The sequence below is a fragment of the Flavimobilis sp. BM9 genome, from assembly GCF_058313055.1.
The window spans coordinates 49,682-65,102 of record NZ_JBZEMO010000005.1 but is presented as its reverse complement, the minus strand read 5'-3'; the positions used below and the strand labels follow the sequence as shown (position 1 = coordinate 65,102).

The 15,421-nt window shown below is 73.1% G+C and carries 11 protein-coding genes, 1 tRNA gene and 1 pseudogene; 9 read left to right on the top strand and 4 right to left on the bottom strand.

The window, feature by feature from the left end:
• Entirely contained in the window at positions 1-921 is a 921-nt protein-coding gene (locus AC4F3Q_RS09940; protein ID WP_491039821.1) for a UTP--glucose-1-phosphate uridylyltransferase, read from the bottom strand.
• A gap of 73 nt (positions 922-994) precedes the next feature.
• On the opposite strand from AC4F3Q_RS09940, the gene AC4F3Q_RS09935 reads away from it, so the two are divergent.
• A complete protein-coding gene (locus AC4F3Q_RS09935) occupies positions 995-1,642 on the top strand; it encodes a 5-formyltetrahydrofolate cyclo-ligase (RefSeq protein ID WP_168447686.1) in 648 nt (215 codons plus the stop codon).
• 105 nt (positions 1,643-1,747) lie between these two features.
• Here the strand turns inward: AC4F3Q_RS09935 and AC4F3Q_RS09930 are convergent, their stop codons facing one another.
• Positions 1,748-4,405, bottom strand: a complete 2,658-nt coding sequence (locus tag AC4F3Q_RS09930) for a penicillin acylase family protein (RefSeq protein WP_491039820.1) — start codon at positions 4,403-4,405, stop codon at positions 1,748-1,750.
• Between the two features lie 191 nt (positions 4,406-4,596).
• Between AC4F3Q_RS09930 and AC4F3Q_RS09925 the strand changes: the two genes are divergently transcribed.
• From AC4F3Q_RS09925 to mscL, 3 genes are all read left to right on the top strand, one after another.
• Positions 4,597-4,848: an FmdB family zinc ribbon protein gene (locus AC4F3Q_RS09925; RefSeq protein WP_168447684.1), complete on the top strand. Its 252-nt coding sequence runs from the start codon at positions 4,597-4,599 to the stop codon at positions 4,846-4,848.
• Positions 4,849-4,944: 96 nt separating this feature from the next.
• Entirely contained in the window at positions 4,945-5,634 is a 690-nt protein-coding gene (locus AC4F3Q_RS09920) for a CpaB family protein (RefSeq protein ID WP_491039819.1), read from the top strand.
• 65 nt (positions 5,635-5,699) lie between these two features.
• On the top strand, positions 5,700-6,137 hold the full coding sequence (gene mscL / locus AC4F3Q_RS09915; RefSeq protein WP_491039818.1) for a large conductance mechanosensitive channel protein MscL: 438 nt from the start codon (positions 5,700-5,702) through the stop codon (positions 6,135-6,137).
• Positions 6,138-6,493: 356 nt separating this feature from the next.
• Here the strand turns inward: mscL and AC4F3Q_RS09910 are convergent, their stop codons facing one another.
• Entirely contained in the window at positions 6,494-11,383 is a 4,890-nt protein-coding gene (locus AC4F3Q_RS09910; RefSeq protein WP_491040033.1) for a hypothetical protein, read from the bottom strand.
• A gap of 422 nt (positions 11,384-11,805) precedes the next feature.
• Between AC4F3Q_RS09910 and AC4F3Q_RS09905 the strand changes: the two genes are divergently transcribed.
• A tRNA-Arg gene (locus tag AC4F3Q_RS09905) sits at positions 11,806-11,878 on the top strand.
• 103 nt (positions 11,879-11,981) lie between these two features.
• Here the strand turns inward: AC4F3Q_RS09905 and AC4F3Q_RS09900 are convergent.
• A pseudogene (locus tag AC4F3Q_RS09900) lies at positions 11,982-12,749 on the bottom strand (EamA family transporter); the annotation flags it as partial.
• Positions 12,750-12,787: 38 nt separating this feature from the next.
• On the opposite strand from AC4F3Q_RS09900, the gene AC4F3Q_RS09895 reads away from it, so the two are divergent.
• The 4 genes from AC4F3Q_RS09895 to ddaH all read left to right on the top strand — a co-directional run bounded on the left by AC4F3Q_RS09895 (position 12,788) and on the right by ddaH (position 15,419).
• Positions 12,788-13,276: a MarR family winged helix-turn-helix transcriptional regulator gene (locus AC4F3Q_RS09895; protein ID WP_491039817.1), complete on the top strand. Its 489-nt coding sequence runs from the start codon at positions 12,788-12,790 to the stop codon at positions 13,274-13,276.
• Positions 13,277-13,354: 78 nt separating this feature from the next.
• Positions 13,355-13,864 (top strand): OsmC family protein, encoded by a 510-nt coding sequence (locus AC4F3Q_RS09890; protein ID WP_168447680.1) that lies wholly within the window; start codon positions 13,355-13,357, stop codon positions 13,862-13,864.
• Between the two features lie 2 nt (positions 13,865-13,866).
• Positions 13,867-14,607: a hypothetical protein gene (locus tag AC4F3Q_RS09885; protein WP_491039816.1), complete on the top strand. Its 741-nt coding sequence runs from the start codon at positions 13,867-13,869 to the stop codon at positions 14,605-14,607.
• Between the two features lie 2 nt (positions 14,608-14,609).
• Entirely contained in the window at positions 14,610-15,419 is an 810-nt protein-coding gene (gene ddaH, locus AC4F3Q_RS09880) for a dimethylargininase (RefSeq protein ID WP_491040032.1), read from the top strand.
• Positions 15,420-15,421 lie beyond the last annotated feature (2 nt).

The window sequence follows — 15,421 nt, the reverse complement described above, 5'->3', positions numbered from 1 at the left end:
TCACGGCTGCAGCGTCCTCACGTAGCCCTCGAGCCAGTCACGGAAGTCGCCGCCCAGGTCCTCACGGTCGCACGCGAGCTGCACCACGGCCTTGAGGTAGTCCAGGCGGTCGCCCGTATCGTAGCGCCGCCCCCGGAACACGACGCCGTACACGCCGCCGCCCTGGTCAGCAGGCATGCGGGCGAGCTCGGCGAGCGCGTCGGTCAGCTGGATCTCGCCGCCTCGGCCAGGCTTCGTGTGCTCGAGGACCTCGAACACGGCGGGGCTCAGGACGTAGCGCCCGATGATCGCGAGGTTGCTCGGCGCGTCCTCGGGCGCGGGCTTCTCGACGAGCGCGTCGATGCGGACGACGTCGGCCGGGGGCACGTCGAGGCCGTCGCCCACCTCGGCGACAGGCGAGACGGCCGCGCACCCGTACATGGAGATCTGCGCCGGGTCGACCTCGAGCAGCGCGACGACGGACCCGCCGGTGCGCTCGGCGATCGCCGTCATCACGGGGAGGATCGGGTCGCGCGCGTCGATGAGGTCATCACCGAGGAGAACTGCGAACGGCTGGCGGCCGACGTGGTGCTTGGCTCGCAGCACGGCGTGCCCGAGGCCGAGCGGCTCGCCCTGGCGTACGAAGTGGATGTCCGCGAGCCGCGTCGACTCCTGGACCGCCTCGAGCCGCGTGTCGTCCCCCTTGGCCTCGAGGTTGGCCTCGAGCTCGGGGACCCCGTCGAAGTGGTCCTCGAGGCTGCGCTTGGACCGCCCGGTGATGAACAGGACGTCGTCGAGACCTGCTGCGACGGCTTCCTCGACGACGTACTGGATGGCCGGCTTGTCCACGATCGGGAGCATCTCTTTGGGGGTGCTCTTGGTCGCGGGGAGGAACCGGGTGCCGAGTCCTGCTGCAGGGATGACTGCCTTGGTGATCGCCATGCCGAGAGCCTAGCCGCGGTCCTCGGGATCCGCAGTTGACCGGATGCACACAGAACTTTGAGACACTGGAGGCATGAACGGAGCGACACAGCCCTACCCGATCCACGCGGCCCTCGAGATCGAGGACGCGAAGAACGCGCTGCGGGCTGCCATCCGTTCGAACCGTCAGCAGCGGTCCCCGCGGTTGCGGCAGGAGGCCGCAGAGTCGTTCGCCGACGTCCTCGCGTCCGCCGACGAGCTCGCCGACGTGAGGTGCGTCGCGGCATACGTCGCGCGCCCGCACGAGCCCGGCACGCTGCCGCTGATCGAGCGTCTTGCCGAGCGTGGGGTGCGCATACTGCTGCCCGTGCTGGGCGCTGGGCTCGAGCGAGGCTGGGCACCTTACGCGGGGGCCGACGACCTCCAGGAGCGGGCGCCCGGCCGCCCGCCGGAGCCGGGAACCGAGTCGCACGGCCCGGAGGCCCTCCAGGAGGCCGACGTCGTGATCGCGCCCGCGCTCGCGGTCGACACGACGGGGATGCGGCTCGGCCAGGGCGGCGGGTGGTACGACCGCGCCCTGAGCCACAAGCGTCCGGACGCGCTCGTCGTCGCGATGGTGTTCCCGGAGGAGATCTACGACGCCGCCGAGCGGCCGATCCCCCACGAGCCGCACGACGTCCCTGTCGACGCGATCGCGACGCCGTCGGGCTGGACGGCGATCGCCGCGACGTCGCAGGTCTAGCGGGAGGCTCGCACCCTCGTGGGTCGCGGGAGCGGTCCGCTCCCGTCGCCGACGGCCGCGGAGCCCGCCCGGGCCCCGCGCCGTGCCCCTGGGCGCCTGCCCCGGCTACTCGACGGGCTCGAGCACCAGGGTCGATGCTGCCGCACCTGTGACTGCAGCCGGGGTGAACGGCCACGCGAACGTCTCCCCGCGTACCCACGCGCCCAGCTGGTCGGCGTAGTGCGTGTGCCCGGGATGACCCGAGACGCCCGTGACGACCACCCACCGTGACGCGTCGAGGTCGGCGAGGTCGACGACCATGCGCATGGAAGGGCCCGCCGTCACGGAGAAGTCGCGCGCGCCGGTGACCGTGTGGCGCGCCGAGGCGTCCCACGCGGTCGCGTTGACGATCGACGAGCCTCCTGCAAGCTGCTCGGCGCCGGGGTTGACGAGCATGCGCACGGGCGCAGGGACGCTGTCGCCGCCGAGCACGGGGTGGGCGAGGCGAAGCTGGTGCAGCCTGCCCCACTGCCACTCGGCAGGGTTCTTGCCGAGCGTCGTGGTCAGCTCCAGGCGTGCGCCCTCGAGCGCGTCCTTGAGGATCTCGTCGCGTGTCTCGACGACGTTGACCGTCCGCCGGTCGTCCCACCACGGCGACGTCGGGTCGGCCATGAGGCTGTCGACGACCGCGAGCCACCTGCTCCCGCCCGCCGACTGCATCGAGGAGGGGAGATCGTCGCCGAACGTCCGCTCGAGGAGGTGCGACCACACCGCCGCGAAGTACGCGGCGCCGGCCGAGTCGGCGTCCATCTCGTGGTCCCAGCCGCGCAGCAGGTCCTGGCCCTCGGAGAGGAAGCCCGGCGCGAGATCGACGTCGAGGAGCGCCGGCACGAGCAGGTGGGCGTACGGGCTCCACACGTCGGACTGCAGCGCAGCCATCGCCTCGACCGTGACGGGCGAGCCCGACTCGACCTGTCCCTTGATGAGGGCGCGGATCCGCTCGGAGCGGTAGCCGTAGTCCCAGTCGGAGGTGAGGAACGGCCCGACGCCGCGCTCGGCGACAGCCTGGTTGGCCGCGACGATGAACCCCTCGGCCGGGTCGAGCACGGCCGGCATGTCCTCCGGGGCGACGAATCCCGTCCAGTCGTAGCGCGAGTCCCAGCCGGGTCGCGGCCACGTGCCGTCGGAGGCGGCAGACCCGGGGACGGTGGCGCGCACGGGGATCTGCCCCGGCGCCTGGTAGCCGATGTGCCCGTCGACCGTCGCGAACACGATGTTCTGGGAGGGCACGGCGAACAGTGCTGCGGCTGCGGCGACGTCGGCCGCGTCCTCGGCGCGGTTGAGCGCGAAGACCGCGTCTGCGGTCCGGCCGGGCGACAGGGCGGTCCAGGCGAGGGCGACGCCGTACGTCTGGCCCGATCCGGGTGCGGTGCCGGTCGGGGTCCGCAGCGCGGCGACGACGTCACCGAGCTCGCCGGAGACGACGGGTCCGTGCGCGGTGCCGCGCACGGTGATGACGACGTCGTCACCACCGTTGACCTTGATCGTCTCCTCGCGCAGGGTGAGCGGCTGCCACTCGCCGTCGCGCAGGTACGTGTCGTCCTTGATCGCCTCGATGAAGAAGTCGGTGACGTCCGCGCCGAGGTTGGTCAGGCCCCACGCGAGCGAGGCGTTGTGGCCGATGATGACGCCTGGGAAGCCCGCGAAGGAGAACCCGGAGACGTCGTACGGGCACGCGTCGGACACAGGTGCGCACCGCAGGCCGACCTGGTGCCAGATGCTGGGCGCCGCGAGCCCGAGGTGCGGGTCGTTCGCGAGCAGCGGCTTGCCCGTCGCGGTGAGGTCGCCCGAGACGACCCACGAGTTGGAGCCGGTCCCCTCGCCGCGCGCGACGGTCTGCGGGACGGCCGCGAGCGCGGCTGCGGCCGTCGCGACCGCGTCCTGGAGCGACGCGTCGCCCCACGGCACGTCGTCGTGCGCAGCGGCGCCCTCCGCAGCGGTGCGCGCTCCCGTGCTGCCCTGCGCCTGGCCCTGGCCCGCGGTGCGGGCGGCGTGCTGCGCAGTCAGCTCGTCACGGTCGAGGATCGGTGCGTTGCCGGTGCTCGCGTAGCGGGGGAAGAGCTGCTCGACCTGATCGACGTCACCGACGATGCCGAAGGTGGCCGCCCGGTCGAGCTCCTCGTCGTAGTTGCCGCGCAGGTCCCAGGCCATCGCCTTGAGCCACGCGACCGAGTCGATCGGGTCCCAGGGCTCAGGTGCCGAGACGTCGACCTGCATGCCGAGGACCGTGTACTCGAGCGCGATCGACGACGTACCGCGCCCGGCGAGGTAGTCGTTGACGCCCGCCGCGTAGGCGGTGAGGTTGGCACGCGTCGTCTCGTCGAGGAGCGCCCACTCCTGCTCGGCGACGTGCCGCCAGCCGAAGGTGCGGATGACGCGGTCGGCGGCGATCGCGTCGGGGTTGTCCCCGACGAGCTCCGCGAGCCGGCCCGAGGTGACGTGCCGCCGGTAGTCCATCTCGAAGAAGCGGTCCTGCGCGTGGACGTAGCCCTGGGCGCGGAAGAGGTCGGCGCTCGACGTCGCGGTGATCTGCGGGACGCCCTGCTGTCCCCGCTCGACGGTGACCTCGGCCTGGAGCCCGGCGATCGGCACCTCTCCCGACGTGGCGGGGAACGGTCGGCGCACGGCGCCGACGACGACGACGCTCGCGGTGACCAGGGCGATCACGACGAGCGCCGAGAGGGCGATGAGCGAACGACGAAGGACGCGGGCACGACTGGGCACAGGCCGAGCCTAGCCCGTGGCCTCGATCGAGGTGTGAGGAAGCCGTCAGAACGGGCGTGGGCCCGGCACGTTAGAATCAGCACTCGGAGAGCTGGAGTGCCAGAGGCGGCCGACCGGTCGGCGCGCAGCCGAGGTCCCGCCGGCACCCCGCTCGGAGCACGACACGTCGCCGTCCTTGAGGAGTTCCGCCAGTGCCCACCTACGCGTACACCTGCACCGCGTGCGGTCACAGCTTCGACATCCAGCAGTCGTTCAGCGACGACGCCCTGACCGTGTGCCCGGAGTGCTCGGGCAGGCTGCGCAAGATCTTCAGCACCGTCGGCGTGACGTTCAAGGGATCGGGCTTCTACCGCACCGACTCGCGGTCGGGCTCGAAGAGCTCGGTGCCTGCGGCACCGTCGAAGCCTTCCGGCGGCTCGTCCTCGACGCCCGCTGCGTCCTGAGCCCGCGGTCGCCCACAGGGTGACCCACGGGGACCGTCGTCCCCACGTCCGTGGCCTGGCGGACACGGCACACCATCGCCGCCCTAGCGTCGCCGCATGCCTCCGCACGCCACGCCCCGACCTGACCGAACAGCACAGAGAGCCCGCCGCCAGCAGCTCCTGCGCACCCGTCTGTGGCGGTGGCGCGTCGTCGCGACGTGCCTCGCGCTCGGCGCGACGACCGCCGCGGTCGTCGGCGCCCTGCGCGTCCCCGACGCACCGACGCGTCCCGCCGTCGCCCTCGCCCGGGACACCGCGCCCGGCGAGCGCCTCGCCCTGACCATCGCCCGCCTGCCGACGCACCTCGGCCCGGCCTGCGCCGTGACCACGCCCGGCGAGATCGAGGACGAGACCCTCGTCGTCGCCCTGCCTGCGGGGACACTCCTGTGCCCGTCGATGCTCGCGAGCTCGCCAGCGCACGGGCTCGCACGTGATGGGGACGTCGTCGTCCCGGTCACCCTGACCGACCCCGCGGTGGCGGCCGCGCTCAAGCCCGGCGACCGGGTGAACCTCGTGCGCGGTCGCACGGCCGACGGCGACGGGCAGACGCGCATCGTGGCCCGCAGCGCCCTCGTGCTGCCCTCTCGCGCGGGCGGGGAGACCTCGTCCGGGAGCGGGCTCCTGGGGCCAGCGACCGGGACGGGCTCGGCGACGACGACCGTGCTCGTCGCCGTCCGACCCGACGAGGGCCTCGCCCTCGTGGACGCCTCCGTCTCGGGCTACGTCGGCGCGGTCATCGTGCAATGATGCTGACGAGAGGGACGTCCACGAGGACGCACCAAGGCTTGACGAACCCCAGAGGGAGACGACGCATGAAGGAGACCTTGAACGGTTTCAAGGAGTTCATCCTCCGCGGCAACGTGATCGAGCTGGCCGTCGCCGTGATCATCGGCACCGCGTTCTCGGGCATCGTCGCGAAGATCCAGGAAGGCGTGATCAACCCGCTCATCGCGGCGTTCTTCGCGGCTCCTGACCTGTCGTCGGTCGGCTCCTTCACGATCAACGACTCGGTGTTCATGCCCGGCCTCGTGCTGAACGCGATCATCAACTTCCTCATCGTCGCGGCCGTCATCTACTTCGTGATCATCCTGCCCATCAACAAGCTGGCGGCAGCCCGCAAGCGCGGCGAGGTCGCGGAGCCGGCCGCTCCGTCCGAGGACATCCTGCTGCTCCAGGAGATCCGCGACCTGCTCAAGCAGCAGAACGGTGGCGGGACCAGCACCACGCCGGGGAACTTGCCCTCCCTCTGAGGGACACAGCACGAACGAAGGAGCGAGCCGCCCCCGCGCGGGGTCGGCTCGCTCCTTCGTCATGTCTCGGGGCTGCGCGTCGCGCGACCTTCAGTCGCGGTAGCCGGCGCCACCCCAGTGGGGCGGGAGGTCTCGCAACAGATGGGCGTCGTCGCTCTCGCGCCCGGCACCCTCGGACCATCCCTCGCCGCGCTCGTCGGCGCTGATCCCTGAGACCTCAGCCGTCTCGGTCCCCCTCCGCACGACGCGGCGGGGCTTGCGACGGGCACCCTCGCCCCCCGGAGGTGGGACGGGCACAGGCTGGTCAGGTCGAGGATCGTGCGGGCTCACGCCCCCATCATCCCAGCCCTCGCGGGTCAGGAGCCGAGCGCGCGACGAACAGCGGCGTTCACGGCCGCGTCCACACGGTTCGACCGGCGCACGACCCCGAGCTCGGCGCGCAGGGCGCCCGCGAGCTGCTCGGCGTCGCGCTCGATACCGTCCGACCTGATCCATGCGGCGAGCTCGTCGATCTCGTTGTCGCCGTACGCGTTGATCGGCAGGCCAGGCTGCACGTCGGGGCGAGGGGTGCGCACGGACTCGACAGCCGTGTCTGACGCCGCCGTCACGAGGTCGACCTGGACCCCGCCGACCATCGCGAACCCGCCCTGCATCACCGCGTCCGGACCGGTGTGCCGAGCACCCTCGACGACCTCGGACGCCGAGCCGGGCGACGCGGCGTCGGCCTCGACAGGGGCTGGCGCCTCTGCGACGGGCGTCTCGTCGGCCACGGTCGACGCAGCCGAGAGCGCGGACACGGCGCTGCGCCCCGACACGCTCGAACGGACGGAACCCGCCGACAGCACCGGGTCAGCCGGGCGCGCGGCGCCGCCGGGCACGTCGTGCGCGGAGGCCGCGCTCGACGCGTCGGCAGCTGTCTCTCCCGAGACGGGCGCCCACGCCGGGGTGGCCCAGCCGGGCGCGTACGGGTTCGCGCGCGGGATCTCCCCGGAGACCGCGGCGGCGAACGACGGCGTGACGATCCCGTCGGCGGGTCCGGACACGGGTCCCGCCCCGGCGGCATCGTCCACGTGCGGGGCGGAGGGCGCCTCGGGCGCTCCCTCGGCTCCCAGCTCCGCCGGCTCGACCGGCTCAGCCTCGGCGCGCTCCGGCTCCAGGGTCCCGGGCTGGACAGAGTCGAGGGCACCCGGTGCTACGGCCGCGGCCGGCGCAGCCGCCACGGGCGTCTCGAGCTCGATCGGGTCCACGATCGCCGGGAGCGTCACCGGGACGTTCGCAGCATCACGGCCACCGAACATCGGCTGCTCGAACATGCTCGCGGCCACGTCGAGCACGACCTGCCGGATACGGCTCGCCTCCTTGACCGGGTCGAGGAACGCGGCAGCCGACCACACCTGGACGACCGTCCACCCGAGCGCCTCGAGCCGCTCGGCACGCTGACGGTCGCGCACGCGGACGGACGGCTCCGCGACGTACGCGGCGTCGTCGGTCAGGACGGCCACGAGCATCCGGTCCGGGAGGTCCGGGTGACCGACGACGAGCGGGATCCGCTCTCCGCCACGCATGCCGAAGTCCGTCTCGACGAGGAGCCCAGCACGCCACAGGCGCTCGGCGAGGTCGATGACGAGGCGGTCAGGGTTGAGGTCCGTCTCGATGCCTCCGGCGAGCATCGAGCGCGGCCCTTCGGCCGCACGCCGCTCGACGAACTCGAGGAGGTCGCCGAGGAGACGCGCACCCGGGCTGCGCAGACGCTCGGGGTCGAGGTCCTCGTACCCGAAGCACGAGACGACGGTCAGCCGGGCGCGCGAGACGCCGAGCGCGTCGAGGAGCATCGCCTCGCCCGACGGCTCGGACACCGCACCGAAGCGGTGCAGGACCCGACCGTGCGGGGTGCGGCCGAAGCCGACCGACATGACGACGGCGTCGCGCGAGAGACCTGCGACCGCGGACAGGTCCGCGATGACGACCGGCTCGTGGGCCGCCGGGTCGAAGAACGACGAGAGCGCCGGGTTGCGGCGGACCTCACCGAGCAGCGCCTCGCGGACCCGGTCCGCGTGCAGCTCGCTCAGCGTGATGATCGCGAGCGACTCCTCGGGCCGGACGAGCGCGTGCTCGATCGCGAGCTCGACGACCCGGTCCACCTCGCCCTGCGTCGTCTGGACCGTGCCCGTCGCGGCGTCGGGCATGCCCGACGCGTCGACGGTCTGGAAGTCGACCAGGTCACGCGAGACGGGCAGCGGCGTGGGTCGGAGCACGTCGCCGTAGCCGTGCGTCGTGAGGAACTCGACGAGCTCCTGGTCACGCGACGACACCTGTGCTCGCAGCGGCACCGTCGGGAGAATGCGAGCGAGGTCGCGCACGGCCGCGCCCGACGCCGAGCGGGCGTCACCGATGACGACGACCTGACGGCCACGCGCGAGCGCGGGGACGAGGAGCTCGGCCGGGAGGTGCTGGACCGCGTCGAGGACGACGAGGTCGACCGTCCGGGTCGGGGGCAGGACGTGCGGCACGAGCGTCGGCGACGCGACCGTGACGGGACGCAGGGAACGCAGCAGGTGGCCGTACCGGGCAGTCGTGTCGCGCAGGCCCGTGAAGCGGCCCTCGAGCAGCTCGGCGAAGAGCTCTTCGGTGTCCTCCGGGTGCTTGCGCATCGCGAGGGTCGCCTCGCCGATCGCGGCGGTCAGGACAGGGCCGGGCAGCGCGGCGACGTGCGCGCGGTCCAGCTCGCGGAAGCGGGCCGCGAGCGCCTCGAGCGCTGCCCCGTCGTACGCGGCGAGGGCGACGTCCTGGCGGAGGATCTCCTCGAACACCGACGACCACCAGGCGAGCTCGAGCTCAGGGCCGACGAGGCCGCTCGAGACGTGCCGGTCGTGCAGGTCGTCGACGAGCGCGGACAGGCCCGCGGCGCGCAGGTCGCGCAGGAGCGCGGTGCGCTCGGGGAGCGTGTCGAGCGCGGCGCGGTCCGCCGCGAGGCGTTCGGTGCGCTCGACGAGCGCGGCGAGAGGCATGTCGAGGAGCCCGCCGCCTGCCGGGGTCGACGCGAGCACGGGCTCGAGCGCTTCGACGTCGGCGAGGACCTCGCGGTAGGTCGCCTCGATCACGGCGAGACCTTCGGGGAGCCGCGGCCAGCCGCCCCCCGGGCACATCGCCGTCCACTGCTCACGCTGCGCCTGCACCTTGACGAGCGCGCCGTGCAGGTCGTCGACCCGGGTGCCGGGGCGCAGCATGTCCTTGGCCTGCTTGGCGAGGCGGCGGCGCTGACGGCCCGTCATCTCGGGGGCGTTGAGCGTGCGCCACTTCGGCGTCGCGGTCGCGGCGACGAGGTCGGCGGCGGTCCGCTCGAAGATGATCGGCTGGAAGACGTCGAGCGTCGTGCGCAGGCCGGCGATCATCGCGAGCTGCTCGCCCCAGGCGCGCAGCGACGTCGGCTCGACCAGGCCCGACGACGCGCGCACCTGCTCGATCTGCGCGTCGAGGCGCGGAAGGAGGTCGTTCGCGAGCCGTTCGGCGCGCGTGTGCGCGGCACGGGCTGCGTCGTCCTCGATGAGGTCTGCGCCGTACCAGGGGGTCGACGTGGGCCGGATCGTGAAGGCCCCGAGCTCTGAGACGCGGATGAGCGTGTCGATCGCGTTCTCGCGCACCTCGCCCGTCAGGGCGGTCGTGGTCGCCGGGGAGAGGCGGACGTGCGTCGAGGGTGACGGTCGTGCGGCGGTCAGGCGGGCGAGCGCCTGCAGGACGTCGTACGCCGAGACGCCCCAGGGGCGTCGCACGAGGTGGAGCGACTCGATGTACCCGGCGAGGCGGCGGCGGGTGTCGATCAGGTCGGCGCGCAGGCGCCCGAGCGCGTGCCGGTCGATGTACGGAGGCTCGAGCGTCATCGCGGCGAGGAGCCGGCGGGACACTCCCGCGCGCCAGGTGGGCGACGGCTCGATGTCCATGAGGAGGTCGGACAGCCCGAGGCTGTCCATGCGTGCGACGACCTGCTCGGCGGCGCGCCGGTGGCCGGGCACGTAGAGGACGGAGCGGCCGGAGGCGGCGGCGTCGGCGACGAGTGCCGCGACGGTCCCGGGGACGTCCGCGCCGGCGGGCGCGTCGACGAAGACGTGGCGCCCCGTCGTCACGGCGTCGATCAGGTGGCGCTGGGCAGGATCGAGGTCGCCGACGCCCCGCTCGTCCGCCGGATCCTCGTCGCCCTGGCGCACCTCGGGCAAGGACTGCGGGACGAACGCGCGCGCGACCGTGGACGCGACGTCGTCGTGGACCTCGTCGAAGGGCTCGGGGTCGGCGCCCTGGCTGTCGTCCGCGTCGTCGCCGTCCTCGGCGGGCAGGACCGACGTCCGTGTCGGCGGGTGCGCCCGGACGTGCTCGTCCTCGTAGGCGAGGGTCGCGAGCGCCGCGACAACCTCGTGGTGGTCGAGGCCAGAGAGCTCGTCGAGGTCGTCGACGAGCGCCTGGCCCGGGTGGACGAACGAGCCGACGACGAGCTTCTCGGTGAGCGTGAAGTCGGTGAGCACGGCAGAGCCGAGCGCGTGGACACGGTCGGTGACGATGCTCGGCGCGAACGCACCCGAGTCGAAGGCCGACTGCGCGAGCGCGACCGGGTCGAGCAGCGCGCCGCGCGAGCGCAGCGCGCGCGACAGGACGGGGTTGAGCTCGGCGGACGTCTCGAGCATGAGCTCGTAGTCGGACTCCCCGGAGCCTCGGGCCTGGAGCCGCAGGGGGCGCAGCAGGACGGGGGCGCGGACGGTGCGCCGCGACTCGCGCGGCTCCGACTCGGACGCCCCGGACGGGCCGGGCGCCGCTCCGGCGATGCGGGCGAGCGCCGCGACGTCGTTCGCGGACTCGTCACCGACCTCCTCGGTCCACGTGGCGACGCCGATCGCGAGGTAGGTCGGGGCGATGCCGTAGCGCTCGGTCTGCTCCTTGGCGCGTGCTGCGACCGCCCGTGCCCGACGCCGCGCGGTGGGCAGGGAGATGCCCTCGCGGAAGATGTTCGCGAGCTGGGTCGGGCGACCGGCGAAGAGCTGCGCGATCCCTGACGGGTGCGCTGCGGTGAGGTCGAGCACGGCGTCGCCGAGCAGGCGGATGTCCGCGAGCGAGGAGCCGCCGGCGCGGGCGGCGAGCGCGGTGCGCCAGGTGCTGACGGACCGCGCGACGATCTGGGAGGTCGTGGGCGCAGCGACGATCACGGGCGCGTTCGGGGCGCCGGCGGGCTGCTCCCCCTCGGGGCGCTGGTTGCTGGCCATGACGTTCACGTTGGAAACGCTAACCGGCGGCGGGGTGAGAGTGGGGGTGACGCGCCGCAGGGCGGGTTGCGAGGCCCGAGACATGGGACACCCATGGCCGAAAGAGAGGGATGGGGTCCGGCTCGAGGGCCGAGAATGAGGGACAGCGCGCACCGCGCAGGGGGCAGGCGATGCGCGCCGTCATGGATGATCTTGCACGCTCCTTCACCCGGTGTCAACGCGCCGCGAGCCGCGAGATCTTGTCTGTGCGGAGCCTGAGAGACCCCGGTCGCACGGGCGCGGCTCGAACGACGAGGTGACGCGTCGTCGTTTCCGACGGGACCTTCGATCCTGTCGTGAACACCGCCCGAAACGGGCGCGGATTCGGGGACCGGAGCCTCGACCGAGTAGGCTCGACCCGCCCGACCGCGACGGCCGGGCGCGCGTCTGTAGCTCAGTGGATAGAGCACCGCTCTCCTAAAGCGGGTGTCGGCAGTTCGAGTCTGCCCAGGCGCACCGCTCGGGCCTCGGCCCGTCGCCCAGCTCCGCGCACCTGCGCGAGGGCGATCCCCCCGAGCACGGCGACGATGCCGAGCCCCTGGAGGATCGTCAGCGACTCCCCGCCCACCACCGTGCCGAGCAGCACCCCGGTGACCGGGTTGAGCAGGCCGACGAGACCGACGGTCCCCGCCTGCAGGTGCGCGAGCCCGAGGTTCCACGCGACGTACGCGAGCCCTGTCGCGACGACGCTCATGTAGGCAAACGCGACGACCTGTACGCCGTCGAGCCGGGGCGGCGCGCCTTCGACGAGCAGCGCGACAGGCAGGAGCAGCAGCGAGCTCGAGGTGAGCTGCCACGAGGTGAGGGCGACGGGGTCGACGCCGGCCCGCCAGCGGCGGGCGAGCACGAAGCCGACCGACGACATGACGAGCCCCGCGGCCGACGCGGCGACACCCCACGGCGCGACCTCCCCCGCCCCGCCCGCGAGGATGAGCACGGCACCTCCGATGCCGACGGCCGCACCGAGCGCTGCGGCGAGCCCTGGACGTTCGCCGAGCAGGGCCCACCCGAGCGCCATCATCGCGACGGGCGAGAGGGCCATGATCATCGAGGCGACGCCCGACGGCAGCTCTTGCGCAGCGACGTAGACGAGAACGAAGAACGGCCCTGTCGTCAGCGCGCCGAGCACGGGGGCGCGCCACCACCAGGACCCGCGCGGCAGGCGTCGGCGCAGGGCGAGGAGCAGGAGCCCGCCGGGGAGCGCGCGCAGGATCGCTCCCCAGAGCGGTGCACCGTCGGGCAGGACGGCGTGGGTGAGGTAGTACGTGCTCCCCCAGAGGACAGGGGCGACCGCCGTCACGGCGATCCATCGACGATTATCTTCCATGGAAGACAGTTTGCTTCCTCGGAAGGTATTCTGTCCACATGCCTGACCACGTCTCCCGGATCCAGGACGAGTGGCGCCGCGAGCGCCCCGACCTCGACCCCCGCCCCCAGGGAGTCTTCGGCCGCCTCCACCGCCTCGCGAACGCCCTCACCGAACAGCTCGAGGTCGTCTACCGTCGCCACGGCCTGACCGAAGGAGAGTTCGACGTCCTCGCGGCGCTCCGCCGGGCAGGCGCACCCTTCGAGCGCACCCCGGGCGAGCTGAGCGACCACACCATGGTCACGACAGGCGCGATGACCAAGCGGGTCGACCGGCTCGTCGCCGCCGGCCTCGTCACGCGCCGCCCCGCCGCCGACGACGGTCGAAGCCGCGTCGTCGCGCTCACCCCCACAGGCCGCGCCCTCATCGACGACGCGTTCACCGAGCACCTCGCCAACGAGGCCCGCCTGCTCGCAGCACTGCCGGAACGGGACGCGGTCCAGCTCGAGCGCATCCTCACCACGTGGCTCGCCGCGCTCGACGAGTAGCTCGGGCGCCGGTCTCTCCAGGTGGATGTCGACGCCCGCCGATCCGCGCACGTCGCAGGCCCGTGGAAAACTGACCCCATGACCTTCGACCCCGCTCTTGCCGCCGCCCTCGCCGAGGAGACCGTCCCTGCCGTCGCCCCCGACGCCGTCTGGATCGAACGGGTCGGCCCCCGCCAGTACGCCGGCTTCAACGGCCGCGGCGCCCGCGTCGCGATCGGCTCGACCGAGCACGACGGCCGCTTCACCCCGGGCGAGCTCCTCAAGCTCGCGCTCGTCGGCTGCACCGGACTGTCCTCCGACGTCGCGTTCGCGCGACGCCTCGGCCCGGACTACGCCGCGCGCATCGACGTGACGACCGTGAAGAACGTCGAGGAAGAGCGCTACACGGAACTCGTCGAGAAGCTCGAGGTCGACCTCTCCGCCCTCGAGCCCGACGCACGCGACCGCCTGCTCGCCGTCGTCAGCCGCGCGATCGACGCGAGCTGCACGGTCGGTCGCACGATCAAGTCCGGCGCGACCGTCACCCTGAGCGTCATCGACGAGGCTACGGGCGAGACGGTCTCCCACTCCTCCGAGGACGGCATCTGACGATGGCAGCCGCCGCGCAGATCAGCGGGAAGAGCTCCGACCGCCGCAGCGCGTTCGAGGCCGCGCTCGACCATGCGGTGCGGATCCCCTCCCCCGTGATCCGTGCGCACGTCGACCGTGTCGCAGCCCGCAACCCCGAAGCGAGCCCCGAGCAGATCCTCGCGCTCCTCGAAAAGGAGTTCCTGCGCGTCGTCACCTCGACCGGAGCCGCGGTCGGAGCGGCAGCCGCGATCCCCGCGGTCGGGACCGCCACCGCGACCGCGCTCACGGTGAGCGACCTCGCGACGTTCTTCGCGGCATCGGCCGCGTACACCCTCGCCGTCGCGGACGTGCACGGCATCGCCGTCGACGACGTCGAGCGCCGCCGGGCGCTGGTCCTCGCCGCCATCCTCGGCGACGACGGCACCGCCGCTCTCGCGACCGCCGGCATCAGCCCGGTCGCGTGGGGACGCGTCCTGGCCGCAGCCGCGCCGTCCACCACGATCAAGCGCGTCAACAAGGTCCTCACGGGCAGGTTCCTCAAGCGGTACCTCGCCAAGCAGTCCGGCCTCGCGCTCGGGCGCCTCGTCCCGTTCGGCGTCGGTGCCGCAGTCGGCGCGATCGGCGGCCGGGCGCTCGCACGCGGGGTCGTGCGGCAGGCTGCCGGAGCGTTCGGCCCGCCTCCCCTCCGCATCGGGGAGCCGGTACGCATCGTCGAGCAGGCCGACCCCGCGGCCGCACCCCTCCAGGTCGAAGGGACGTGACCGTGCCGGCCCGCTACCTCATGTGCCCGCCCACCTACTTCACCGTCTCCTACGAGATCAACCCGTGGATGGACACCTCGGTCCCCGTGGACCAGGCCGCCGCCATGACGCAGTGGCAGCGGCTGCGGGACGTCCACGTCGACCTCGGGCACACGGTCGAGCTCATCGACCCGCTCCCCGGGCTCCCGGACATGGTCTACGCCGCGAACGGCGCGACCGTCGTGGGGGGTGTCGCCTACGGCGCGAAGTTCTCGCACGCGGAGCGCGCCGCCGAGGGCCCGGCCTATCTCGCGCGGCTCGCAGAGCTCGGCTTCCGCCCGCACGAGGCTGTCGAGACGAACGAGGGGGAAGGCGACCTCCTGCTCGTCGGCGACCTCCTGCTCGCGGGCACCGGGCTGCGCACGTCGCGCGAGGCGCACGCCGAGGCGAGCGACGTCCTGGGCCGCGAGGTCGTCACCCTCGAGCTCGTCGACCCGCGCTTCTACCACCTCGACACCGCTCTGATGGTCCTCAAGGGCGGCGACGGCAGCGAGACCGTCGACGTCGCGTACCTGCCGAGCGCCTTCAGCGGCCCTTCGCAGGAGCGGCTGCGCAGCCTCTTCCCGGACGCCCTGAACGCGACCGACGAGGACGCGGCCGTGCTCGGGCTCAACGCAGTGAGCGACGGCGAGCACATCGTCATGGCGGCGCGCGCGACGCGCCTCGCGGACGCGCTCCGGGAGCGTGGCTACACCCCGGTCCCCGTCGACCTGCCCGAGCTGCTGCTCGGCGGCGGCGGGGCCAAGTGCTGCACCCTCGTCCTGCGCGGCTGACG

Bases quoted from the DNA above. Each gene is read 5' to 3' on its own strand.
- mscL (WP_491039818.1), top strand. From the start codon at position 5,700: ATGAAGGAGACCTTGAACGGTTTCAAGGAGTTCATCCTCCGCGGCAAC.
- AC4F3Q_RS09910 (WP_491040033.1), bottom strand. From the start codon at position 11,383: ATGGCCAGCAACCAGCGCCCCGAGGGGGAGCAGCCCGCCGGCGCCCCG.
- AC4F3Q_RS09895 (WP_491039817.1), top strand. From the start codon at position 12,788: ATGCCTGACCACGTCTCCCGGATCCAGGACGAGTGGCGCCGCGAGCGC.
- AC4F3Q_RS09890 (WP_168447680.1), top strand. From the start codon at position 13,355: ATGACCTTCGACCCCGCTCTTGCCGCCGCCCTCGCCGAGGAGACCGTC.
- AC4F3Q_RS09940 (WP_491039821.1), bottom strand. From the start codon at position 921: ATGGCGATCACCAAGGCAGTCATCCCTGCAGCAGGACTCGGCACCCGG.
- AC4F3Q_RS09920 (WP_491039819.1), top strand. From the start codon at position 4,945: ATGCCTCCGCACGCCACGCCCCGACCTGACCGAACAGCACAGAGAGCC.
- AC4F3Q_RS09935 (WP_168447686.1), top strand. From the start codon at position 995: ATGAACGGAGCGACACAGCCCTACCCGATCCACGCGGCCCTCGAGATC.
- AC4F3Q_RS09885 (WP_491039816.1), top strand. From the start codon at position 13,867: ATGGCAGCCGCCGCGCAGATCAGCGGGAAGAGCTCCGACCGCCGCAGC.